This window comes from Oscillibacter hominis (genome assembly GCF_014334055.1).
Taxonomy (GTDB): domain Bacteria; phylum Bacillota; class Clostridia; order Oscillospirales; family Oscillospiraceae; genus Oscillibacter; species Oscillibacter hominis.
Genome location: NZ_CP060490.1, coordinates 1338215 through 1360460 on the forward strand (window position 1 = coordinate 1338215; position 22246 = coordinate 1360460).

Here is a 22246-nt window from a genome sequence, read left to right on the forward strand (position 1 = left end):
TTGCTACAATGAGCGGCAAAGAGGAGGGTACTATGAATACGAAGAACACAGGGCTGCTGATCAGCAATGCAAGGAAAGAAAAAGGGCTCACGCAAAAAGAGCTTGCGGAAACGCTGCATGTCTCAGACCGCACAGTGAGCAAATGGGAGCGGGGCGCGGGATTCCCGGACGTGACGCTGCTGGAGCCGCTCTCCGACGCCCTTGAGATTCCCGTCCAGAGCCTTCTGAGCGGCGAACGCGAAATCGGCGACTACACGGCACAGGACGACCGCGCCGTGCGGGATGCCATCAAGGCCGTCTACGCCCAATATAAAAGGAAGGCCCGAAAAAATAGAGGCAGAACAGTCGCGTCTATCTTCCTGACCGTGTTCCTTGGCCTCTTCCTCTTTGCTATTTTAGACCACACTGGTGCATTCCTCAGGGACGTCCGATTCGAAATCCCCGCGGCCATATACGAGGGCGGAGAGAAGGTTGGGGAAACCCTTATTCAAATAGATGGCTCGCTGCAGCAGATCGGCAGGCGGAACTTCCAGGGCGTCTTTTCCATGGACTGTGCTGAGAAAACCGGACGGAAGGACGTCAGCGCATACATCACCTGGGACCGGGAGGGGTTTCAGGTGATCAGCTACTATAGCCCCGGCATTGCGCGGGTTCCCGCGGGAATCGGGCGTCATCTATATATATCGCCGGACATGCAGCAGTTTGCGCTGACGCTGGAGGACGGAAGGGTCGTCGCCACCAACGACTGCATTGCAAGCCTCCAGGAGATAGCGGGCTGCAGGTATGCGCTGTCCTATGAAAGCGGCTATCCCTATTTTTCTTACGTGGATCATTGAACTCACTGTTCAGGCAAAAGAGGACACAGGATGAAATCCATCCTGTGTCCTCTTTGTTCTCAGTGAAGTCAATTTTACCCGCAGTGGAGGGACAGCTCCCGCAGGAGCGTTTCCCTCCCCTCCCCTTTTTCTGCGGAAAAAGCCACCATTGGCTCCCCTTCCGCGATCTGAAGCGTATCGCGGATCAGTTGGAGGTTGGCTTCCACCTCGCTCTTTTTCAGCTTATCCACCTTATTGGCCACCACAATCATGGGACAGCGGCTCTGGCGGAACCAGTCGCACATGACGCAGTCGTCTGCTGTGGGCTTATGCCTGGCGTCCACAATCAGCACGCCCAGGGTGATCAATTCCCCCTCGTCCTGGAAGTAAGACTCCATCAGCTGGCCCCAGCGCTCCTTCTCCGCCTTGCTGACCTTGGCATATCCATATCCCGGCAAATCCACCAGGTACGCTTGCCGGTCTATGCGGAAATAGTTGATCTGGCTGGTCTTTCCCGGCGCGGAGCCCACGCGGGCAAAGTTTTTCCGACCAAGCAGCCGGTTGATGACGGAAGACTTCCCCACGTTGGACCGGCCTGCAAAGACGATCTGCGGCGCGCCGTCACGGACGAACTGGCTTGGGCTGGCAGCCGAACGCACAAACTCGGCGTTTCCAAAATTCAGTGCCATGTTTCTCCTTTACTGGCGCAGGGCATCGCCTGGCGCATTCTCATGGTGTGCCGGTGCAAAGGCCGCCACCGGGTCTTCCCGGCACTGGCCGGCCTTTTCCGGATAACAGATCGCCTCTGCCAACACCGCATCCACGGTCTCCACCGGTACAAAGCGAAGCCCCTTGCGGACCGTCTGGTCGATCTCCTCCAAGTCCCGCAGGTTTTCCTTGGGTAGGATGACGGTTTTGATACCGCTGCGCAGGGCGGCCATCGTCTTCTCCTTCAGCCCGCCAATGGGCAGGACCCGTCCCCGCAGGGTGATCTCTCCCGTCATGGCCAGCTCGGCGCGTATCTTCCGGCCGGTCAGGGCGGAGAGCATGGCGGTTGCTATGGCAATGCCCGCCGAGGGGCCATCCTTCGGCACCGCGCCCTCCGGGAAGTGGACATGGATGTCCCGGGTCTTGTAGAAATCCCCCTGGATGCCCAGCTCGGAGGCCCGGCTGCGCAGGCAGCTGAGGGCCGTCTGCGCGGATTCCTTCATCACATCTCCAAGGTTGCCGGTCAGTTCCAGCTTTCCGCTGCCCTCCATCACATTGACTTCCACTTCCAGGATTTCACCGCCCACTTCCGTCCAGGCCAGGCCGTTGACCACGCCCACCTCTTCTTTATCCGTGTGCAGGGACGGGCTGTAAGGCCGGACGCCCAAGACCTCCTGGAGGTTATCTTCTGTAACGGTAAACCGCTTTACATCTCCTGAAACCAAGTGGATGGCCGCCTTTCGGCACACCTTGGCCAACTGGCGCTCCAGCACACGGACGCCGGATTCGCGGGTATAGCCGGTGATGATGGCGCGGATGGCTTCGTCACTGATGCGCAATGCGCTTTTGGAGACACCGTGCTCCTTCATCTGCTTGGGCAGCAGGTGGCGTCTTACGATCTGGAGCTTTTCCTCGTCGGTATAGCTGGACAGCTCGATCACTTCCATCCGGTCCAGAAGCGGACGGGGAATGGTCTCGGTGGTATTGGCCGTGGTGACAAACATCACCTGGGACAAGTCCACCGGAATCTCCAGGAAATGGTCCCGGAAGGCGTAGTTCTGCTCGCTGTCCAACACCTCCAGGAGAGCGGCGGCGGGGTCTCCCCGGTAGTCGCTGCCCATTTTATCAATCTCATCCAACAGCAGCAATGGGTTCATGCTTCCGCTGCGGCTGATGGCTTCGATGATGCGGCCAGGCATGGAACCTATGTAGGTCTTGCGGTGGCCGCGGATATCCGCTTCATCCCGGACCCCGCCCAGAGACAATCTGGCTAACTTCCGGTTCAGCGCCTTTGCAACAGAGATGGCAATGGAGGTCTTGCCCACGCCGGGAGGGCCCACCAGACAGAGGATCTGGCCCCGTCCATCAGGGTTCAGTTGACGAACGGCAATGGTCTCCAGGATGCGCTCCTTCACCTTTTCCAAGCCGTAGTGGTCCCGCTCCAGAATTTTCCGTGCGGCGTCCACATCCACCCGCTCCTTGGTGGTCTTGTTCCAGGGCATTTCAAGGCAGACGTCCAGGTAGTTCCGGGAAACGGCGGCCTCTGCGCTGCCAAAAGGCTGCTTCGCGATGCGGTCCACCTCTTTGAGCAGCTTCTCCTCAGTCTCCTTGCCCAGGTGCAGCGCGCGGATGCGGCCGCGGTAATCCTGGAGCTCATCGTCGGAGTCGTCGGCCTCCCCCAACTCGTTCTGCATGACCCGGATCTGGGTGCGGAGAATCTGGTCCCTCTGGGACTGGGCCAGCTGATCCCGGATTTTCTCCTGCATCTCATGCTCAAAGTTCAGCACATTGATTTCCCGGCTGAGCAGCGCGTTGAGCTTTTTCAGCCTCAGGAAGGGGTGCAGCTCCTCCAAAATCTCCTGCTTGTCCAGGTAGCGGATGCTGATATTCTGGGCAATATAGTCGGCGAGATAGCCCGGCTCGCGGCAGTCCAGGACCGCCGTGGGCACCTCGTCGGGCAGGCTTGGGATCAGATCCGCGTATTCGGCAAACAAACCGTAGGTCTGCCGGATCAGCGCTTCGGTGCGGGGCGTACTGCGGGAGACGGCGGGAGTCTCTTCAATCTGCTCCACATTGGCCTGCAAAAATGGCTCCGTCTGCCACAGCCGGCGCATCCGGGCGCGGTACATGCCCTCCACCATGACGCGGACGGCGTTTTCGGAGATCCGCAGGATCTGCCGGATATGGGAAACTGTGCCGACCTCATACAGGTCGGACTCCGCGGGCAGAGCCGTCCCGATCTCTCGCTGCGTCACCAGGAAAATCTCCTGGTCCTGCTCCATGGCGCGCTCAAGGGCGCGGATGGAGATCGGCCGCTCCACATCGAAGTTGATGGTCATGTGGGGAAAGACAGTCAGTCCCCGCAGGGCCAGCACAGGGATGTTCATAGGTTCCATGGCGGAAAAATTTCCTTTCACTTCAGAATGGAAAAGGGGCGTCGCAAGCGGCGCCTCTTCTCTCAGGAAGCAGAAGCCTTTTTGGGATTTCCGGAAACGGGCTTCCCGGAATTGAGCTTCACTGCATAATTCACTTTGTCCGGGTTCCGGATAACCTCTGGTTTCCCGGTCCCCTCCACGCACTCGCGTGTGATGGTCACCTTTTCGATGGTGGGGTCGGAGGGCACATCGTACATCAGCTGCGTCAGCATCCCCTCCATCACGGCCCGCAGTCCGCGGGCGCCGATGGAACGCTCGATGGCCTTGTCGGCAATGGCCTCCAAAGCGTCCTTCTGGAAGACCAAATCCACCTCGTCGTAGCTCAGAAGCTTCTGGTACTGCTTAACCAGCGCGTTTTTCGGCTCCGTGAGAATGCGGACCAGCGCCTCCCGATCCAGTGCCTCCAGGGGGGCAATCACGGGAAGGCGGCCCACCAGCTCCGGGATCAGGCCGAATTTCAGGATGTCGTGGGGCTGCACCTCTTTGAGGATCTTACCCACGTCCTTCTCCTTCTTGCTCTCCACCACAGCGCCGAATCCAATGCCCTTTTTATCCAGGCGGCGCTCGATGATCTTTTCCAGACCGTCAAAGGCTCCGCCGCAGATGAACAGAATGTTCTTGGTGTTGACCTGGATGAACTCCTGATGGGGATGCTTGCGCCCGCCCTGAGGCGGCACATTGGCAACCGTGCCCTCCACGATCTTCAGCAGCGCCTGCTGCACTCCCTCGCCGGAAACGTCCCGGGTGATGGAGGTATTTTCGCTCTTGCGGGCGATCTTGTCGATCTCATCCACATAGATGATGCCGTGCTCCGCCCGCTCCACATCGAAGTCAGCGGCCTGCAGAAGACGCAGGAGGATGTTCTCCACATCGTCGCCCACATAGCCGGCTTCCGTCAGCGTGGTGGCATCGGCAATGGCAAAGGGCACCCGCAGGATGCGGGCCAGGGTCTGGGCAAAGAGTGTCTTGCCGCTGCCGGTGGGGCCGATCATCAGGATGTTGCTCTTTTGCAGCTCCACATCCTCGTCCCCGCCGAAGAAAATCCGCTTATAGTGGTTGTAAACCGAAACAGATAAAGCGATTTTGGCAGATTCCTGTCCGATCACATACTCGTCCAGCACCGCCTTAATCTCCTGGGGGGTGGGCAGCTGGTCGGGGATATCGTCCAGATCCGCATTGGGCCCATCGTCATAGCCGTCATTTAAAATATTCATACAGAGCTGGACGCACTCGTCGCAGATGCGTACGCCCGGGCCCTGGATCATCCGATGCACCTGCTGCTCATGCTTGCCGCAGAAGGAACATCGGATGGGCTTCTTGCCTTCGTCGCTCATAGATTTCTCCTTGTTATTTCTTGTAGATGATCCGATCCACCAGGCCGAATTCCTTGGCCTCTTCCGCGCTCATAAAGTTGTCGCGCTCGCAGGCGGCGGTCACTTCCTCCACCGTACGGCCCGTATTTTCGGCCAGGATGTGGTTCATCTTCTTCTTAATGGTTTCCAAACGCTTGAGGTGGATGGCCATATCGGTGATCTGGCCCTGGGTGCCGGCGGAGGGCTGGTGGATCATGATCTCCGCGTTGGGCAGCACCAAGCGTTTGCCCTTGGCGCCGGAAGAGAGCAAAAACGCCCCCATGCTGGCGGCCATACCCACGCAGATGGTGGATACGTCACACTTGACATACTGCATGGTGTCATAAATCGCCATACCGTCTGTAACAGAACCGCCGGGGCTGTTGATATAGAGGCTGATGTCCTTATCGGGGTCCTGGGCCTCCAGATACAGCAGCTGCGCCACGACCAGGCTGGCTGTAGTGGCATTGACCTCTTCTCCCAAGAAGATGATGCGGTCGTTCAGCAGGCGGGAAAAGATGTCGTAAGACCGCTCACCGCGGTTGGTCTGTTCTACTACGTAAGGTACTAAACTCATGTTTTGAAAACCTCCGTTCATTTGTGGCCTATAAACCATTCTCTCATGATACCACAGGCACCATGAGAGAATGTGTCGAATCTGTTAAAAATGTACGCCTTATTTCTGCTCTTCGGCCTGCTCCGGTTCCTTGTCTTCCTTCTTGGCGCTCTTTTTGGCGCTCTTCTTGGCCGCCTTCTCCTCGCCCTCTTCAGAGCTATCGTCCTTCTTCTTGGCCGCCTTCTTTTTCTTCTCCTCGACAGGTTCGGCGGTGGCGCTGTCGCGGACCACGGCAATGGCCTTCTCGTTGAGCACCTGGGCCTCGATCTGCTCGCGGGGCAGGTACTTCTTCACCGTCTCCACGTCCATGCCGTACTTCTCAGAGAGGTTCTTATACTCGGCCTCCACGTCCTCGTCCGTGGCCTCTAACTTCTCCTCGTTGATGATGGCTGCAACGGCCAGATCCAGGCGAACCTGGCGCTGGGCGGGCTCACGGGCGTCGTCCTTGAGCTTCTGCTCCTCGGAGCCCGTCATCTTCAGATACTGCTCGTAGGGAATGCCCTGGGCCTGAATCTGGGACTTGAAGTTCTCCACGAACTTCTCCACCTGGCTGTCCACCATGGCGTCGGGAACATCGCACTCGATGCCGTCGGCCACCTTGGACATCAAAGCGTCCTCAAAGGAGCGCATGGCCGCCTCTTCCCGCTCGGCGGCGATCTTCTTCTTCAAATCGGCCTTCAGCTCTTTCAGGGTGTCGAACTCAGACACATCCTTGGCAAATTCATCGTCCAGGGTGGGGGCTTCCTTTACCTTGACCTCGTTGACCTTGACCTTGAAGACCACGGCCTTGCCGGCCAGGTCCTTCTGATAATCCTCAGGGAAGGTGACGTTGATCTCCTTCTCCTCCCCCACGTTCATGCCCACAATCTGCTCTTCAAAGCCGGGGATGAAGCTGCCGGAGCCGATCTCCAGGGGATAGTTCTCGCCCTTGCCGCCGTCGAAGGCAACGCCGTTGTCAAAGCCTTCAAAATCGATGACTGCGGTGTCGCCGTTTTCCACGGGGCGCTCCACGCTCACCAGGCGGGTGTTGCGGTCGGAGAGCTCCTTGATGCGGCTGTCCACATCGGCGGCGGTGACCTTCACCTCAGCCTTGGGCGCGGAGAGGCCCTTGTACTGGCCCAGCTTGACCTCGGGATAAACGGGGACAGTGGCCTTGAAGGTGAAGCCGTCCTTTGTGACCTCGCCCTCCAGCTCCACAGTGGGATACCCCACAACGCTCAGCTTTTCCGCTTCCACCGCAGATTCATAGGCGTCGGGAAGCGCGATATCGACTGCGTCAGAATAAAAGACCTCGGCGCCGTACATCCCCTCAATGATCTTGCGGGTTGCCTTGCCCGGACGGAAGCCGGGGACGCTGATCTTTTTGCGGGCCTTCAGATAGGCCTTGTTGACAGCAGCTTCAAAATCGTCTGCGCTTACCTCGACGGTCAGCGCGACCATACTCTTTTCCAGTTTTTCACAGCTTTTCACACTCATATTTCTTTTCCTCCGTTCATCACCGGTTTCAGGCCGGTGCGAATACCTATTTTAACAGAAAAAAAACGAAATTTCCATAGTTTTTTCCGTTAATCGCAAATTTTTTTTGGAATAAACCCAAGATAGTCGGCCGCCACCAGGAAAAAGTCTGTTCCAAACCGGGAACCCTGGATGGCAAGGCGGTGGCTGGCGCCGTGGAGGTGGCCGTAATAGCACTCCGCCACCTGATACTCCTGAAGCGTTTTCAGGATTTCCGGGCACTGGTATCCCTGGTACAGGGGCGGATAGTGCAAAAAGCAGAGCTTTTTCCGATCCCCGGCCGCCTGAAGAGAGGTTTCCAGCCTCCCCACCTCCCGGTTGAGCACTTTGGCGTCCTGGGCCTTTTGATCCTCCTCGAAAAACCAGCCCCGCGTGCCGCACAGGGCGTAGTCCCCGTAGAAGAAGCAGTTGTTATGCAGGATCTCCAGGCTGGTGATGCCCTCGCGTTCAAAAAAAGACTTCATTTTGGAGGCTGTGTTCCACCAATAGTCGTGGTTCCCCTTGAGCAGCAGCTTCTTCCCCGGGAAGCTGTCAATCAGGCGAAAGTCCTCCGCCGCCTCCTCCAGGGAGATGCCCCAGGAGGTGTCGCCGCAGAGAACGGTCACATCGTCGGGCCCCAGCTGGGAAAAGGCCTGCTGGATGCGTTCCACATAATTGGCCCATCCGCCCCCAAAGACCTCCATGGATTTGTTGACCGCAAGAGACAGGTGCAAGTCGCCGATGGCGTAAAGCGCCATGAAACGCCTCCTTTCTGTTGTTCTCCTCTTCAAAGGCAAGCCGCTTTTAGGCAGTCCCCTCCGCCGCAAGTGCGGAGTTAAAGTCCTGCAACAGCTTTGGGCCGGCCTTCTCAGAATCCGGAACCACTCTCAGCTTAAAAAAGAGAGGACTACGCCGTCCATGCCGTCTTTCTCCGTGAAGCGGTCAAAGCGGCGCTCCTTCCCCTTCAGTTCCGCAAGGCGGCTGGGCGCAGGTACGCCGGTGGCCGATTGAAGCTGGCCGATCAGCTCCACGCCCCTACTCTCCGGCGTCTCGCCGATGGCGGAGAGCACGTGGTTGCAGAACTTATAGGGCGAGGCGGTGGAGACGAAGACCGTCACCGTCTCATCGCCAGTGGCCCGGCGGTACTGGTCCATCACCTGGGCGGCCACGGCGGTGTGGGTGTCGATGAGATAGTGGTGATCCCGGTAGTACCGGGCGATGGTGGCGGCGGTGTCCTCCTCGCCGCAGAAACCGCCCCAGAAGAGGGACTGGAGCTTCTCCCGGACCGCGCCGCTCACCTCGTAGCGGCCGCTTTGCGCAAGTTGGACCATGTACTCCTTCACCGGAGCGTCGTCCTGGCCGGAGAGGTCAAAGAGCAGGCGCTCCAAGTTGCTGGAGATCAGGATATCCATGGAGGGGCTCATGGTGTTGTGGAAGGGCCGGTTGCGGTCGTAGACGCCGGTGCGCAGGAAATCCGTGAGCACGTCGTTGCAGTTGGAGGCGCAGATCAGCCGGCCCACCGGCAAGCCCATGCGCTGTGCATAATAGGCGGCCAAAATATCGCCGAAATTCCCGGTGGGAACGCAGAAGTTCACCTTGTCCCCCATGGCCAGTTTCCCATCCCGGACCAGGTCGCAGTAAGCGGAGATGTAATAGATCACCTGGGGCAGGATGCGGCCCCAGTTGATGGAGTTGGCCGAGGAGAGAAAGTAGCCCCTGCCCTCCAGCGTCTCCCGCATGGCCGCATCGGAGAAGATACGCTTGACGCCGGTCTGGGCGTCGTCAAAATTGCCCACCACGGCGCACACGCCCACGTTGTCTCCCGCCTGAGTGACCATCTGGAGCTCCTGAATGGCGGAGACGCCGTCCTTGGGGTAGAACACCAGAATTTTGGTCTGGGGCACGTCAGCAAAGCCCTCCATGGCCGCCTTGCCCGTATCGCCGGAGGTGGCCACCAGGATGCATACGGTCTTCTCCTCCCCGGTCTTGCGAAGGGCCGCGGAGAGCAGCTGGGGCAGCATCTGAAGCGCCATGTCCTTGAAGGCGGAGGTGGGCCCGTGCCAGAGCTCCAGGCAGTGGGTGCGCCCGTCCACCGTGCGGACAGGCGCCACGGCGGGAGAATCGTATTTGTCAGGGCCGTAGGCATTTTCAGCAAAGGCCGTCAGCTCCTGGAGAGAGTAGTCCTCCAGATAAAGCCCCATCACTGCCGCCGCCCGGTCCTGGTAGCGCATGGGCAGCAGCTTTTTCAAAAATGCTTCGTCAATCTGCGGGATTTCACAGGGCGTCAGCAGCCCACCGTCCCGGCTCAGCCCCATCTTGATGGCTTCCGCCGCGCTGATGCGCAGCTGGTTGTCGCGGGTGGAATAGTACTTCATGTTCAAAACTCCTCTTTTTGGAAAAGTCAGTCGCAGGTAAACGCGTCTTCTATGTATTGGAAGCCGGTGACTCCCCCTTTGCCGTCGGTATAGACCTCGGCCACGTCAAAGCGCACCGGAAGGTCCAGCTCATTATTGCTCACATAGCAGGCGGCGGCGGTGCGCAGCTTCCGCTGCTTGCGTCCATCCACAGCCTCCCGGGGCAGGCCGCGGGAAAGGTTGCTGCGCAGCTTGACCTCCACAATGCACAGCACGCCCGCCTTCTCCGCCACGATGTCGATCTCCCCAAACCGGCAGCGCCACTGGCTGGCCCGGAGGGTATAGCCTTTTTTTCGGAGATAGCGTGCGGTCACAGCCTCACCGAAATCGCCCAGTCCCTTCATCGCCGCCTCTCCCACTTTTTTAAAAAGCTCAGGCGGTGCACCGGCGAGGGGCCGTGTTGATCCAGCATCTCGTAGTGAAGCTTTGTCCCGTAGCCCTTGTGGCGTGCAAACTGGTACTGGGGATACTCCCGGTCCAGCACGTCGGTCAAAAACCGGTCCCGGCTCACCTTGGCCAGAATAGAGGCGGCCGCGATGGAAGCGCTGCGGCTGTCGCCTTTGACGATCAGCCGGTGGGGCGTAGTCAGTGCGCAGAGGCTGCCGTGATCCCGGTTCCCATCCACCAGGGCAAGCTCCGCCGGGACGGCCAGGGCGTCTATCGCCAGCTGCATGGCCTTGATGCGGGCGTTGAGGATGTCGATGCGGTCGATCTCCTCCGCCTCCACAAAAGCCACCGACCAGGCCAGAGCCCGCTCCTGGATGACCGGGAACAGAGCCTCCCGCCTGCGCTCCGTCAGCTTTTTGGAGTCATCCAGCCCTTCGATCTCCGCGTACGGCGGCAATATCACGGCAGCAGCGTATACCGGCCCTGCCAGGGGCCCCGCTCCCGCTTCATCCACACCGCAGACGGAGCGGACGCCGCTGTTCCATTGTTCTTCTTCAAATTCCCAAGCGTTCATTTCCATCTCCAATGAAATTTACGTCGCCGGGTGCGCACAGTGCTCATTCTTTGATCTCCTCCGGCGCCTCCATTGTAAAGGCTCCTAACTTGCCCCCTCTGAATTCATCCAGCAGGATTTTTGCCATGCGCTCCGTGTCGATCTCTCCGCCGGAGATGAGAAAGCCCCGCTTTCTTCCGGCGGAGCGGAGCAGCCGGTAGCCATAGGCCACATCGTTTTCCTCCGCTTCCCGCTCCGGAAGGTCGGACAGCTTATACCCCGTACGCAGCGCGTCCGGGTAATGGGCGCCAAGATAGGCCATCAGATGGCAGCCCAGCGTTTCAATGTCCAGTATCTCATCTTTTACCGCGCCCGTGTAGGCCAGGTGCAGCCCCACGCTCTGATCCTCGAACTTGGGCCAGAGGATACCCGGGGTGTCCAGCAGCTCCAGCTGACGGTCCACCGGCACCCACTGCTTTCCGCGGGTGACGCCGGGCCGGTCCTCAGCCTTGGCCGTCTTCCGTCCCGCGACCTGGTTGATGAAGGTGGATTTGCCCACATTGGGGATGCCCAGGATCATCACCCGCACCACCCGGCCCACCTGGCCCTTTTCCGCATAGGTGCGCAGCTTGTCCGCCAAAAGCTCCCGGATGGCGGCGGCAAATTTCCCGGTTCCGACGCCCTGCTTTGCGTTGGATTCCAGAACCGCATACCCCTTGGAGCGGAAGTAAGCGGCCCAGCGGCGGGTGAGGGCCGGGTCGGCCTGATCCACACGGTTCAAAACCACCAGACGGGGCTTTCCCGCCGTCAGTTCATCCACGTCCGGGTTCCGGCTGGAGATGGGGATCCGCGCATCCAATATCTCGCAGACCGCATCCACATGCCTGATCTGCTCCGCGATCATGCGCCGGGTCTTGGTCATGTGCCCGGGATACCACTGGATATTCATTTTGTTTTCCATACGCTGTCCCCCTTTCTGAAATAGTTCCCTATTCCAACAGGCCAATGCGGGAAAACTCCCGTTTTCCGCTGACCGAATCCACGCCGGGATAGAGCAGCAACACCGCTTTGCCGATCAGATACCGGGTGTCCACTGTGCCCAGGCGGCTGCTTCGGCTGTCGCTGCTGTGGTTTCGGTTGTCACCCATGAGAAAGACCGATCCCTCCGGCACCCAGAGCGGGAACTGCGTGCCCTCGTCGGTCAGTGTGAGCTCGTTGATGTAATCCTCCTCCAGCGGCATGTCGTCCACATAGACGGTGCCTGTGGAAAAATCAATGTCCACCTTCTGCCCGCCCACCGCGATGACCCGTTTGACGATGGGATCGGCGGTGAGGCTCTCCTTGCGGGCGATGACGATATCCCCCTGCCGGTAATCGTGGTACAGAAGGGAGTTTACCACCAAAAGCCGGTCCCCATGCTGGAGAGTCGGCACCATGGATAGGCCGTCCACCCCAATCAGCCGGATGGCAAACGTAAATAAAAGCACCACCACAAGAACGGAGCACACCAGCGCCTGAAACCATTCGAAGAGGCTCCAGCTCTCCTTTTCGCCCTTTTCCGTGCCCGGATCGGTTTGGATCTCTCTTTCATCCATGGAAGCATCTCCTAAGCAGCAATAAACCGCCATGATAATCTATTGGATTAGTATAGCAAAAAGATCCTGAAACAACAAGGGATTTTCCCGGGAAATGAGATTTTTTTGACTTTCCGGCCGCCGTTCAGGCAAACCTCTATTTCACACGGCAAAAGAAAAGAGAGGCCGAAGCCTCTCTTTTTTTAGGGCAGATTAAAGCTTTTCCTTGACCTTGGCGCTCTTGCCCACGCGATTGCGCAGATAGTAGAGCTTTGCGCGGCGGACGCTGCCGTGACGCACAGTCTCAATCTCAGCAATGGAGGGAGAGTGCAGGGGGAAAATCTTCTCCACGCCGATGCCATAAGACACGCGGCGAACGGTGATGGTCTCTTCAATGCCACCGTGCTTCTTGGCGATAACGGTTCCCTCGAAGACCTGGATTCTCTCGCGGGAGCCTTCCTTGATCTTCACGTGGACGCGGACCGTGTCGCCCACATCCGGGGAAGACACTTCAGCGGCAAGCTGCTGCTTGTTCAATTCTTTAATCAGATCCATGGGTACTTTCCTCCTATTATTAGGTGTTCATGCCGCTTTTCTCCGGCGCATCGGCGCCCATTCGGCGCGCGCACGGCAGAGGAACGCCCTTTTTAACTTAGTTAGAATACCATAGGAATCCGCGCAATGCAAGGCTTTTTACAGATAAATTTGAAAATTCTGTATAAAATGCGCCTTTTGCGCGGTCTCCCATACTGTCTACAGGCGGCCGCTGCCCCAGCCCCGCACTCAGCGGAAGCTGACCCCCTTCTGATCCAGCAGTTCCAAACGGCGCACCCGGACAAAGTCCGGCGCCCATTCCGGCAGCTCTTTGCGGATTGCCTCTCCCAACAACGCTGGGTTCAGCCCCGGGTTCTGGGCCTGGACCACAGCCATGGCCTCGACGGCCTGCTCCCGCTCCGTGAACGTCAGCTCATGAATCATGGGCCGGATGTCCACATCCGCCAGGGTGCGGTGTTTGGTCTTCTTCTGGATCACAATGGACTCCCTGGAGAAAAGGCCGCCCAACCGCTCCACGGTGCCGGAAGGTACGCCGTCATCATAAAGGAATTCCACCTTCGCCCGAATGCTGACAAGCTCTTTGACCGGGCGCACCGCCGGATAGCACTCCAGCACCCGCAGCCCCTCGGGAAACCCCGGGTTCAGCAGCTCCGGCACGCCGGCGCCGTCCGTCTCCTGCTCCACGGTAAAATCCAGCAGCTCGCACTGGCTGCTCTGCCCCACGGGCAGGGGCAGCACAATGGACAAAATGGGATGGGGGTGGAACCCCCGGGAATGGCTGATCTCCAATCCAGTGCGGGGAAAGACCCGCTGAAAGGTGCGCATCAGGTCCAGATGGGAAATGTAACTGGCCTGTGCCTCTTTTACAAACAGAAGACGCAGCTTAGACATCGCACTTCCCTCCTACCAGGCGGTTTGCGCCGCAGCCGCTGCACTGGGTGCGGCAGTCCGGCGTGGTCTCGGAGCGGTAGGCCCGCTCCCGCTCCCGCCAGAGGAAGTCCTTTGAGACACCGCTGGAGATCATATCCCAGGGCATCAGCTCGTCCTTCTCCCTGACGCGGTTGGCGTAAAAATGGGGGTCCAGGCCGCACTCGTCAAAGGCCTCCAGCCAGCGGTCCAGGGAAAAGTACTCCTCCCAGGCGTCCAGGCGGGCGCCCTTGCGCCAGACAGACTCCAGGACAGCGCACATGCGCCGGTCGCCCCGGGCCAGCACAGCCTCCATAAAGCTGGTTTCGGAATCGTGCCAGTTGTAGGTCACCGTCTTGGTGCGGATGGCCTCCCGCAGCAGCTTGACCCGCCGCTCATATTCCTCCTTGGAAATCTGGGGCTCCCACTGGAAGGCGCTGTGGGGCTTGGGCACGAACCAGGAGGTGGAGACGGTGATCCGGATGCCCCGGGCCTTGTTGGAGGCATACTCCCGCCAGGTGTGCATCACATGGGCCGCGATCTCCGCAATGCCCAGCACATCCTCGTCGGTCTCCGTGGGCAGTCCCAGCATAAAGTATAGCTTCACCGCGCTGAAGCCGCCCTCAAACGCAGTGCGGCAGCTTTGCAGCAAGTCTTCTTCTGTCAGATTCTTGTTGATGGCATCCCGCAGCCGCTGGGTGCCAGCCTCCGGCGCAAAGGTCAAGCCCGCCTTGCGTCCCTTTTGCAGACGCTGCATCAGCGCCATGGAGAAGTTGTCCGCCCGCAGTGATGGGAGCGAGAGATGGATGTGGCGCTTGTCGCAGAATTCCTCCAAATCGTCGCACAAATCCACCAGGGGCGGGTAGTCGCTGGTGGAGAGGCTGGAGAGCGTCATCTCCTCATAGCCGGAGTCGCTGAGCGCCTCCATGGCGTAGGCTGCGCAGAGGTCCTTGCTGCGGTTTCGCACCGGGCGGTACACATACCCGGCCTGGCAGAACCTGCATCCCCGGATGCACCCGCGGAAAAGTTCCAGCGTGGTGCGGTCCTGGACAATCTCCGTGGAGGGCACCACGGTGTGGGTGGGATAGTAGGCCTTGTCCATGTCCTCCACAATCCGCTTGGTCACCTGACGGGGCGCCCCGTCCCTGGGCAGGATTTCCGCCACAGTGCCGTCTTCGTGATAGCGGATTTCATAGAGGCTCGGCACATAGAGGCCCGGCACCCGGGCGGCCTCCACCAGCAGACGGCGCTTGTCCCAGCCCTCCTGTTTGGCCCTTCGGTACAGCTCAATGAGCTCCACCGTCACATCCTCCCCCTCGCCCAGGGAGACGATGTCGATGAAATCCGCCACCGGTTCCGCGTTGTACATGGCGGTTCCGCCGGCGATCACCAGCGGGGACAGGGCCTTCCGGTCCGCCGCGCGCACCGGCACGCCGGCCAGGTCAAGCATATTCAAAATACCAGGAAAGGCCATCTCATAGCCCACGGAAAACCCGATGATGTCAAAATCCCGGATGGGGTCGCCGGACTCCAGCCCATAGAGCGGGATGCCCGCTTTGCGCATCTCCTCCTCCATGTCCCCCCAGGGAGCGAACACCCGCTCGCACCAGACTCCGTCCATGTTGTTCATAATGCCGTATAAGATCCGCATCCCTAAATTGGACATACCGATCTCATAGGTGTCGGGGAAGCAGAATGCAAAGCGGACGTCCACCTCCGCCTTGTCCTTCTTCACCGCGTTATACTCGCCGCCCACATAGCGCGCAGGCTTCTGCACCCGGGGCAGGATGCGTTCCAGTCTCTTGTCCACAATCGATCTCCCAGTCTGGCGCAGTGCGCCATGTTTTCTTCTGATTTAATTCATTTTACCGTGTATGTCTTTTTTTTACAAGACCCAATTCCCGGAACAAAGGGCCCGCCTAAAAAGGCGGGCCCTTCCTCAGATGGACAGTCGCTCCTGAAATCTTTTGAGCTTCTCGAAGTCATGGACCAGGAAGCCGCTGCGCTTCTTTTCCACAATAGATTCTTTTTTCAGCTCACTGAACACCCGGTTAAAGGTGGTCACATGGATCAGAAGATAATCGGCGATCTCCTGCTGGGTCAGCCTGCAGGGGATAAAATATTTGCCTGCTTCCTCTGGGGCGCTTTGGCAGCACAGCTGCATGAGCCAGCCCGCCACCCGTTGTTCCGCGTCCAGGCAGGCGGTCAGCTCCATCCGTTGAAATAGGAGGGAAAGCTGAGCGGAGTGCAGCTGATGGTACTGCTTCAGAAGAGCCCTGTCCCGCCGTAAAAGCTCAAAAAACTCCCTTTGGGTGAAGGCGTAGGCAATTGTGTTTTTGCAGGCCTCTATGTACATCTGACCGCATCCGGACAGTGACGCCGCCGTCCGGCGCTCCAATAGGGTCCGGTCCCCATAATAGCAAAAATCCAACCCTGTGGCGCTGAGCGGACGGTGCACGGAGAGTTTTAAAAGGCCGGTCTGCACGTAAAACACCCCCGGCTCCTCCGGAGCCTCCCGGTCAAAGGGGATGCGCTCGTTTTGAAATATCTTCAGGCATTTGCCCTGATCCAGATACTGCTCGACCCCCCACTCCAACGGCGGAAGCCTTCCAAACAGGATCTGTAAGGCAGCCATCTTCTCCATGGTGTCACCTCTTCTCTTAACAGCACTGTAACATATCTGCTCCATTTTATCAAATTTGGTTTTTCTCATCTATTATTTAGCATATGCTATAAATTAAATATTCTTTTAACCATATTATTTATCGGACAATCAGATTTTTATAGACTGATCAACGTGTTTTTATTTCGTATAAATCTATTTCTATATCCGCTTATTAAGTATTCAAAGAGAAGAAAAATAAAAAAATACAAAACCGATCTGCGTATAGCCTATCCTTTTGGTAATTTTGTATAATTATTTGAAAGAATCCAAGCGAAATATTCTCAATTTTTTGTGTTCTGCCAAGCAATTGTTGACAAAGGAGGGGGTGCCCGCTTTGTGCAAAATCACCGTTCCATCATCAGAAAGAGAGAGGTTATTCCAGCAAGGCCATATGTGTCCCTGAATCATTCTCAGAGGTTGTCCAGAACTAATATGGACAGTGAATAAGAAAAGCAAGCGCCCTTTTCATTCAAAAGGTCACTTGCTTTCTATCAGCAGACTCTTTGAGTGGCCGGACGTTCAATAGATCTTCCAGTCATTCATGATGTATTGTCTCAGCTTTGGGACGTCAATGCACAGCTTGCTTTTTGTCTTTGCCGCGACGCCGTTTTCCTGGAGCCAAGCGAATATCTTGTTGCAGGTGCTGATATGAACCAGCAGGATATCGGCGATCTCCTGCTGATTCAGAGTGCACGGGATTTCACATGTCTGCCGGTCGCAGCATCCGCCGCAGAGGCCATAGAGCCAGGTCAGAACACGCTGGCTGGAGGTCAGGTTGGCTGTCAGCAGGACACGCCGCTGCATTACGGTGTGATAAGTCGAGGCAAATTCCATGTATTCCTCGGACAGGACCGGGTCTTCTTTTAGAAATGCATAGACCTGTTCCTTTGCAAAGGCCACCAGCACTGTATTTTCAAGGGCCATGATGTCCCAGCTCTGTGAATACTCCGTATACGGGGTGATGATGTTGGAGAAACAAGTGATCTTCTCCCCCATGGTCAGAAAGCGGAAGGTGGTCCGGTCAGGCCGTGTGATCACACAGGCCCCCTTCCCCTGCCATACATAGAGAAGGAACTTGCGCTCAATGATGGACTGATCCAGCTTTTCCCCTGCAAACAGCCGGAGCTCCTCCCCCTGATGCAGGTATTGCTCCAGATGAGGGAGGGTAAAGGGGAACTCCCCCATCAATATTTTGTGCATGAGTGCTCTTTCGTCCATCCAATCACCCCATTTCCTATTTGATAGCAATTGTATAGAAAATTTTTCTTTCTGTCAACAAAGCGCCATTTTCAATATGAAGGAGTGATCCTGTATGGAACTATCCTGCTACAATTCTTATTATGAGATCAAACTTGAAACGCTGTTCGACAACTGTGAAAAAATAGAAAACTATATCGCGCCCGCGGCGCTCATGCCCGTGCTGAAGGCCAATGCCTACGGAATGGGTACATTGGAGATCGCCCAGGCTCTGGTGGGGCGTTTCAATTGCCCGGTCATTGCCTGTTCCCAAGTCTATGAGGGGCTTGTTGTGCGGGAAAACGGCATATTTACCCCGGATATTTTAATTTTGGGCCCGGTGATGGAGCACACTCTTCCCCACGTCGTCCACTGGGATTTACAGATTCCCTTGTTTACTCCCGCTGGAGTCTATGCCCTCTCCAAGGAGGCCGCCCGCCAGGGGAGGCGGGTCAAGGCGCAGATCAAGATTGAAACCGGGATGAACCGCATCGGTGTGCATCCGGGAGAGGAATTGAATTCCCTGATTCAGGCCATCCGTGCATGTCCCAACATTGAAATCACCGGCGCCTTCACCCACTTTGCCCAGGCCGAATACCGCGGAGATGAATTCACCAAGCTCCAGTTCCAGCGCTTCCAGGCCGGCGTTCAGCAGTTGAAGGAGAACGGGTTCACCCTGCAATACATCCACTGCTGCAACACCGGCTCTACAGAGTGGTTTGAGGAAGCCGTTTCCTTCTCCACCCATGTCCGGGTGGGCAGCCTGATTTTCGGCTACAGCGATATTGCCGATGGGTCCAACCCGATCGGCGTTGAGGACATGCTCTCCTGGCGCAGCTATATTTACCACATCAAGCATGTACTGCCCGGGGAGAGCGTGGGCTACGACCAGTTCTTTAAGCCGGAACGCCCCACCGACTTGGCCGTCGTGGGCGTCGGGTTTGCCGACGGCCTCTTCTGCCCCATGGTAAAGCAGCAGGGTGCGGTCCTGGTCAACGACACCAGAACCCACTTCATTGATACCTGCATGGACCAGTGCTTCATTGACATCACCGGCATCGACTGCAAGGTGGGCGACCCAGTGACCTTCTGGGGCTATTCCCCCAGCCACAAGGCCTATCTCTCCCCGGAGGAGTTTTCCAAGTACGGCCAGATCTACACCGCCTACACCTCTACCTGTCCGGACCGGATCAAGCGGATTTACATTTAAATACTATATGCAACATGCTGCTGCGCGGGTCACTCCCTGCGCAGCAGCATGCTCCATAATCCCACGATTCCCACCAGAAGGTAGGCATTCCCCCCGCTTTGGACACTCAGCCACAGGGCTCCGGAGGTCAAACCCACCAGCGTGAATATGCTCAAAGCATTCACAATCCGCCGGGCCAGCCCCGGATCGCCCCAGAGGGACAAGATCAGCTCAAGGGCCCGCCCGCCGTCCAGCACGGAGATAGGCAGCAGGTTGAAGGCGCCCAATATCACATGGGCGCCGGCATAGAGATACCCTGATGTCCAGCCCGTATGCCCCGCAGCCTGGGCGCAGGCGAAACCGCAGAGCAGATTGGCTGCGGGGCCTGCCAGTACTGCGATGATCTCCTGTCTATAGGAGAGTCCCGCTCCGCAGGCCATCCTGGCCCCCCAGGCAGCCAGGCGGAAGCGCTCCGCCCGGCTGCCGAAAGATCGAAGCGCGGCCCAGTGCCCCAGCTCATGGAGCCCGGCGGCCAACAGGATTGAGCCCAGCAGTTCCCCGCTTTGCTGAAGGGCAAAAGCTGTAACCAGCAGCAGAAATCCAGGTGAGACAACCTCAAGACAGCGTGACATAGTAGATGGGGTTCAAATATTCACTTCCATTGTGCAGTTCAAAATGCAGGTGCGGGCCGGTGGCCATTCCCGTCTCCCCCACCTCAGCGATCTTTTCTCCCCTGGTGACGGAGGCTCCGGAATTCACTACCGTTTTGCTGCAGTGCGCATATAATGTGGAGTATCCGTTTTCGTGAGCCACGGTCACGTATTTGCCCAAGGAACTGCTCTCACCGACCGCTGTGACCGTGCCGTCTGCAAAGCATCCTACCGCAGTGCCGGTATCCGCCGCGAGATCGACTCCATAGTGGAATCTCTCCTCCCCTTCGATGGGGTGTTCCCGATAACCGAAGGAGGAGGACAGGACGCCCACAATGGGTGAGCAGTAGGAGAAATCCAAAACAGCCTGCTCCATGCGGACGCCCTCAGGCAGATTGGTGCATACCAGCTGGCTCACAGTTGCCTGACCCGAGGCCTCGCCGGTAGTCTCACTGCTTTCCACAGGCTGCGCAGACTCCGGAGGCGTCTGGGTGCCGTTTTCAGTGCCCTCTTCCGTCTTTCCTGCCTCCACCCGCCAAGAAGCCGGCTGCCATCCCTGAGCGCTTTGGTTGAGCAGTGTCTGGGTATCCTCCAGGCCCAAGTCCCAGGCCGCAGTCTCCACTGCTTCCCCATCCTGGGGATGAAAAACCGCTTGGTACACTTCTTCCAGCGTACCGCTGAGCCCCTGCTCCCCGGAGATGCCGCGTCCCACCGCTGAAAAGACGGCCTTGACATCCATATTTTGCTCCATCACGCTGTTCAGGGTTTCCCGCAGCTGTACCATCCGCTGAGGCAGCACCAATTTGATGACTACCATGGAAAAAAAGATTGCGGCGCAGACTGCCAGTTGAGTCAGGTGCTGGCGCTCTTTCTTTCCCATGGATGATCCTTTTCTCTGCCGGCTGTAAGTCGCCTTTCTCTTTGAGTATCTGCTGATCTGCGTTCCGATCTTTCCCGCCGTCATGGCCCGCCTCCTCTCTTTGACTCCACCTTATGAGGCCATGATGCGGAATATGTCTTGACATTGAGGCAAACTCCACCTATAATATGTAAGGTCTCCGGGTGTAGCGCAGTTGGTAGCGCGCTTGGTTCGGGACCAAGAGGCCGTGGGTTCAAATCCCGCCACTCGGACCAGATAATGATAATCCGAACTACATTATCCAAGTGGGTAATGTGTTCGGATTTATCATTTCCATTGAAAATGTATTATAATGATCCGCCGGGGAGCATAGTAGCTTTCCGGCGGATTTTTCTTAAAAAAAAGTGGCAGATATGTTATAATAACGCCAACCTCTTTTGATTGCCTTAATATTTTTTGGGGGAACTTTGATGAAAAAACCATGGTATATTTGGCTCTCAATTCTTGGGTTTATGGGCCTATTTGTATCTATAATTATTAAAATAGTTTTTGTTATCAAGCCGTTTGATTTCAATAAATGGGTTAACTTTTGCGGAAAGTTTTTTGTTCTATTCTTGGGTGCATTCATGGTCCCGGCTGTGCTTTCTTTGCTTATTCACGGTATGGTTTCTAATGCAAATGCGCTTATCGGAGAGATTTTTCTTTTCATTGTGGCGTGTTTGTCACATATCGTCTACATAAATGGAAACAAAAAAATATTAATATGAAAGCATGAACTAAAGGCGGGAGCATCGTTAGAGATGTTCCCGCCTTTGTCATGCCTGTTTCTGCTGTTCAGCCTGTTGTTTCGCTTTCCACTGTCATCGACACGGTTTTGCCGCTTACACATAGTCCTCACCGGTGATCTCCCGGTACTCAGAAGCCGTAATAACTGCATCCACCACCGCACGGTTCAGCCCGTCCTTGCCCAATTTGCCGCAGCGATAGAGATTGCGCAGTGCGTTTGCCCTCGTATTCATTTTCCATTCCCTCCATATAAGAGCGCATATGCGTCCTCCAGATCGGTAAGCTTACCCATTTTGACTGTGCAGGTGCCGTCTGTGTGGACGGTCAGATCGCCCCGGAGGGAAAAGGCGCTGTTGTCATACTCGCCTTGATCATCCAGGATGCTCCACACGGCCCCATCGGAAAACATGCGATTGACCTGCGCAAACTCCCCGGAAAGCGTAATTGCCTTGCTTTCCCGCCCATCCCAATCCGGGTCGTGCATCAGTCCGTCTATTGTCGCCTCATATTCAGCTCCATTGATCTTCACTTTTGTCATAGAATCAGTCCCCCTTCCGCGTCATTTGGACGTAATGTTGGCGTTTGTGTACATGATGGTATATCTGGTGTAGCTTGACGTTGTACCGGTCTTGGTTTCAATGCCGGTAAAAGCGATGGTGTAGGACCTTCCCTCCTCCGCCACAAATTCGTAAGAGCAGGTGGTGCCGGTTCTTGATGCCACCGTAGCCCCGTTGAAGGTAATTTTAAAAGTAGGATACGCATACCAGGCTCCAGTATTGATTGCTGCCGAGCAATTGACAGTGATAGAAGTTCCGGGCGATATGGTAAAGTTGGTAGAGCTTGTCGTAATGCCGTTGACCTTTACCTCGCTGTATGCGGAGGTCCCGGTTACGCTCACCGTTGCATTTTCAACCAGATTGATTGTGTAATTGGTTCCGCCGCTCAGGGTCTTCCCGCGTTTGATGGTGTAGTTGGCCCCGCCCACAGGGGTCTTCCCCTGCTTCACCCTGTAGCTTGTCCCGCCCACCAGTGCTTTGCTGCTCATGTGACCA

At 57.1% G+C, this 22246-nt stretch carries 23 protein-coding genes and 1 tRNA gene; 3 read left to right on the plus strand and 21 right to left on the minus strand.

Annotation, left to right across the window (positions count from 1 at the left end; translation table 11 throughout):
• The first annotated feature begins 32 nt into the window (after positions 1-32).
• Positions 33-836 carry a helix-turn-helix domain-containing protein gene (locus H8790_RS06725; RefSeq protein ID WP_187334113.1) on the plus strand — a complete coding sequence of 268 codons (804 nt, stop codon included), beginning with the start codon at positions 33-35 and terminating at the stop codon, positions 834-836.
• 74 nt (positions 837-910) lie between these two features.
• On the opposite strand, the gene yihA is transcribed toward H8790_RS06725, so the two are convergent.
• From yihA to H8790_RS06805, 16 genes are all read right to left on the minus strand, one after another.
• The gene (yihA, locus tag H8790_RS06730) at positions 911-1504 is read right to left on the minus strand and encodes a ribosome biogenesis GTP-binding protein YihA/YsxC (protein ID WP_187334114.1); all 594 of its coding nucleotides are present in this window, start codon (positions 1502-1504) and stop codon (positions 911-913) included.
• A gap of 9 nt (positions 1505-1513) precedes the next feature.
• Positions 1514-3919 (minus strand): endopeptidase La, encoded by a 2406-nt coding sequence (lon, locus tag H8790_RS06735; protein ID WP_187334115.1) that lies wholly within the window; start codon positions 3917-3919, stop codon positions 1514-1516.
• A gap of 62 nt (positions 3920-3981) precedes the next feature.
• A complete protein-coding gene (clpX, locus tag H8790_RS06740) occupies positions 3982-5292 on the minus strand; it encodes an ATP-dependent Clp protease ATP-binding subunit ClpX (protein WP_187334116.1) in 1311 nt (436 codons plus the stop codon).
• A gap of 13 nt (positions 5293-5305) precedes the next feature.
• The gene (locus tag H8790_RS06745) at positions 5306-5887 is read right to left on the minus strand and encodes an ATP-dependent Clp protease proteolytic subunit (protein ID WP_187334117.1); all 582 of its coding nucleotides are present in this window, start codon (positions 5885-5887) and stop codon (positions 5306-5308) included.
• 99 nt (positions 5888-5986) lie between these two features.
• A complete protein-coding gene (tig, locus tag H8790_RS06750) occupies positions 5987-7402 on the minus strand; it encodes a trigger factor (protein ID WP_187334118.1) in 1416 nt (471 codons plus the stop codon).
• Positions 7403-7491: 89 nt separating this feature from the next.
• Complete coding sequence (locus tag H8790_RS06755; RefSeq protein WP_187334119.1) at positions 7492-8178, minus strand: metallophosphoesterase; 687 nt, start codon at positions 8176-8178, stop codon at positions 7492-7494.
• Between the two features lie 129 nt (positions 8179-8307).
• Positions 8308-9795, minus strand: a complete 1488-nt coding sequence (gene thrC / locus H8790_RS06760; protein ID WP_187334120.1) for a threonine synthase — start codon at positions 9793-9795, stop codon at positions 8308-8310.
• A gap of 26 nt (positions 9796-9821) precedes the next feature.
• On the minus strand, positions 9822-10178 hold the full coding sequence (locus tag H8790_RS06765; protein WP_187334121.1) for a YraN family protein: 357 nt from the start codon (positions 10176-10178) through the stop codon (positions 9822-9824).
• The gene (locus H8790_RS06770; RefSeq protein ID WP_207724198.1) at positions 10175-10795 is read right to left on the minus strand and encodes a ribonuclease HII; all 621 of its coding nucleotides are present in this window, start codon (positions 10793-10795) and stop codon (positions 10175-10177) included. Before H8790_RS06770 ends, H8790_RS06765 begins: the two co-directional genes overlap by 4 nt.
• Positions 10796-10838: 43 nt before the next feature.
• Positions 10839-11735, minus strand: a complete 897-nt coding sequence (ylqF, locus tag H8790_RS06775; RefSeq protein ID WP_404821712.1) for a ribosome biogenesis GTPase YlqF — start codon at positions 11733-11735, stop codon at positions 10839-10841.
• 28 nt (positions 11736-11763) lie between these two features.
• Positions 11764-12369, minus strand: coding sequence for a signal peptidase I (gene lepB / locus H8790_RS06780; protein WP_187334122.1), 606 nt, complete (start codon positions 12367-12369; stop codon positions 11764-11766).
• Between the two features lie 192 nt (positions 12370-12561).
• Complete coding sequence (gene rplS, locus H8790_RS06785; RefSeq protein ID WP_187334123.1) at positions 12562-12903, minus strand: 50S ribosomal protein L19; 342 nt, start codon at positions 12901-12903, stop codon at positions 12562-12564.
• Between the two features lie 228 nt (positions 12904-13131).
• Complete coding sequence (locus H8790_RS06790) at positions 13132-13794, minus strand: TIGR03936 family radical SAM-associated protein (protein ID WP_187334124.1); 663 nt, start codon at positions 13792-13794, stop codon at positions 13132-13134.
• Positions 13787-15619, minus strand: coding sequence for a TIGR03960 family B12-binding radical SAM protein (locus tag H8790_RS06795; RefSeq protein ID WP_187334125.1), 1833 nt, complete (start codon positions 15617-15619; stop codon positions 13787-13789). The genes H8790_RS06790 and H8790_RS06795 overlap by 8 nt, the downstream gene beginning before the upstream one ends.
• Before the next feature lie 129 nt (positions 15620-15748).
• Positions 15749-16453 (minus strand): Crp/Fnr family transcriptional regulator, encoded by a 705-nt coding sequence (locus H8790_RS06800; RefSeq protein WP_187334126.1) that lies wholly within the window; start codon positions 16451-16453, stop codon positions 15749-15751.
• A gap of 540 nt (positions 16454-16993) precedes the next feature.
• Positions 16994-17692, minus strand: coding sequence for a Crp/Fnr family transcriptional regulator (locus H8790_RS06805; RefSeq protein ID WP_187334127.1), 699 nt, complete (start codon positions 17690-17692; stop codon positions 16994-16996).
• Positions 17693-17786: 94 nt separating this feature from the next.
• On the opposite strand from H8790_RS06805, the gene alr reads away from it, so the two are divergent.
• Positions 17787-18920 (plus strand): alanine racemase, encoded by a 1134-nt coding sequence (alr, locus tag H8790_RS06810; RefSeq protein ID WP_187334128.1) that lies wholly within the window; start codon positions 17787-17789, stop codon positions 18918-18920.
• A gap of 29 nt (positions 18921-18949) precedes the next feature.
• Here alr and H8790_RS06815 read toward each other — a convergent pair whose 3' ends face one another.
• Together H8790_RS06815 and H8790_RS06820 are read right to left on the minus strand one after the other, a co-directional pair.
• Positions 18950-19531: a zinc metalloprotease gene (locus H8790_RS06815; RefSeq protein WP_187334129.1), complete on the minus strand. Its 582-nt coding sequence runs from the start codon at positions 19529-19531 to the stop codon at positions 18950-18952.
• Positions 19515-20429 (minus strand): M23 family metallopeptidase, encoded by a 915-nt coding sequence (locus H8790_RS06820; RefSeq protein ID WP_243208584.1) that lies wholly within the window; start codon positions 20427-20429, stop codon positions 19515-19517. Before H8790_RS06820 ends, H8790_RS06815 begins: the two co-directional genes overlap by 17 nt.
• A gap of 178 nt (positions 20430-20607) precedes the next feature.
• Between H8790_RS06820 and H8790_RS06825 the strand changes: the two genes are divergently transcribed.
• Positions 20608-20683: transfer RNA gene (locus H8790_RS06825), tRNA-Pro, on the plus strand.
• A 606-nt stretch (positions 20684-21289) separates the two neighbouring features.
• Here H8790_RS06825 and H8790_RS06830 read toward each other — a convergent pair.
• From H8790_RS06830 to H8790_RS06840, 3 genes are read right to left on the minus strand one after another with little or no spacing between them, the layout of a single operon-like run.
• Positions 21290-21427 (minus strand): XkdX family protein, encoded by a 138-nt coding sequence (locus tag H8790_RS06830; protein WP_187334131.1) that lies wholly within the window; start codon positions 21425-21427, stop codon positions 21290-21292.
• On the minus strand, positions 21424-21732 hold the full coding sequence (locus tag H8790_RS06835) for a hypothetical protein (protein ID WP_187334132.1): 309 nt from the start codon (positions 21730-21732) through the stop codon (positions 21424-21426). The genes H8790_RS06830 and H8790_RS06835 overlap by 4 nt, the downstream gene beginning before the upstream one ends.
• A gap of 21 nt (positions 21733-21753) precedes the next feature.
• A complete protein-coding gene (locus H8790_RS06840; RefSeq protein ID WP_187334133.1) occupies positions 21754-22239 on the minus strand; it encodes a hypothetical protein in 486 nt (161 codons plus the stop codon).
• Positions 22240-22246: the final 7 nt, after the last annotated feature.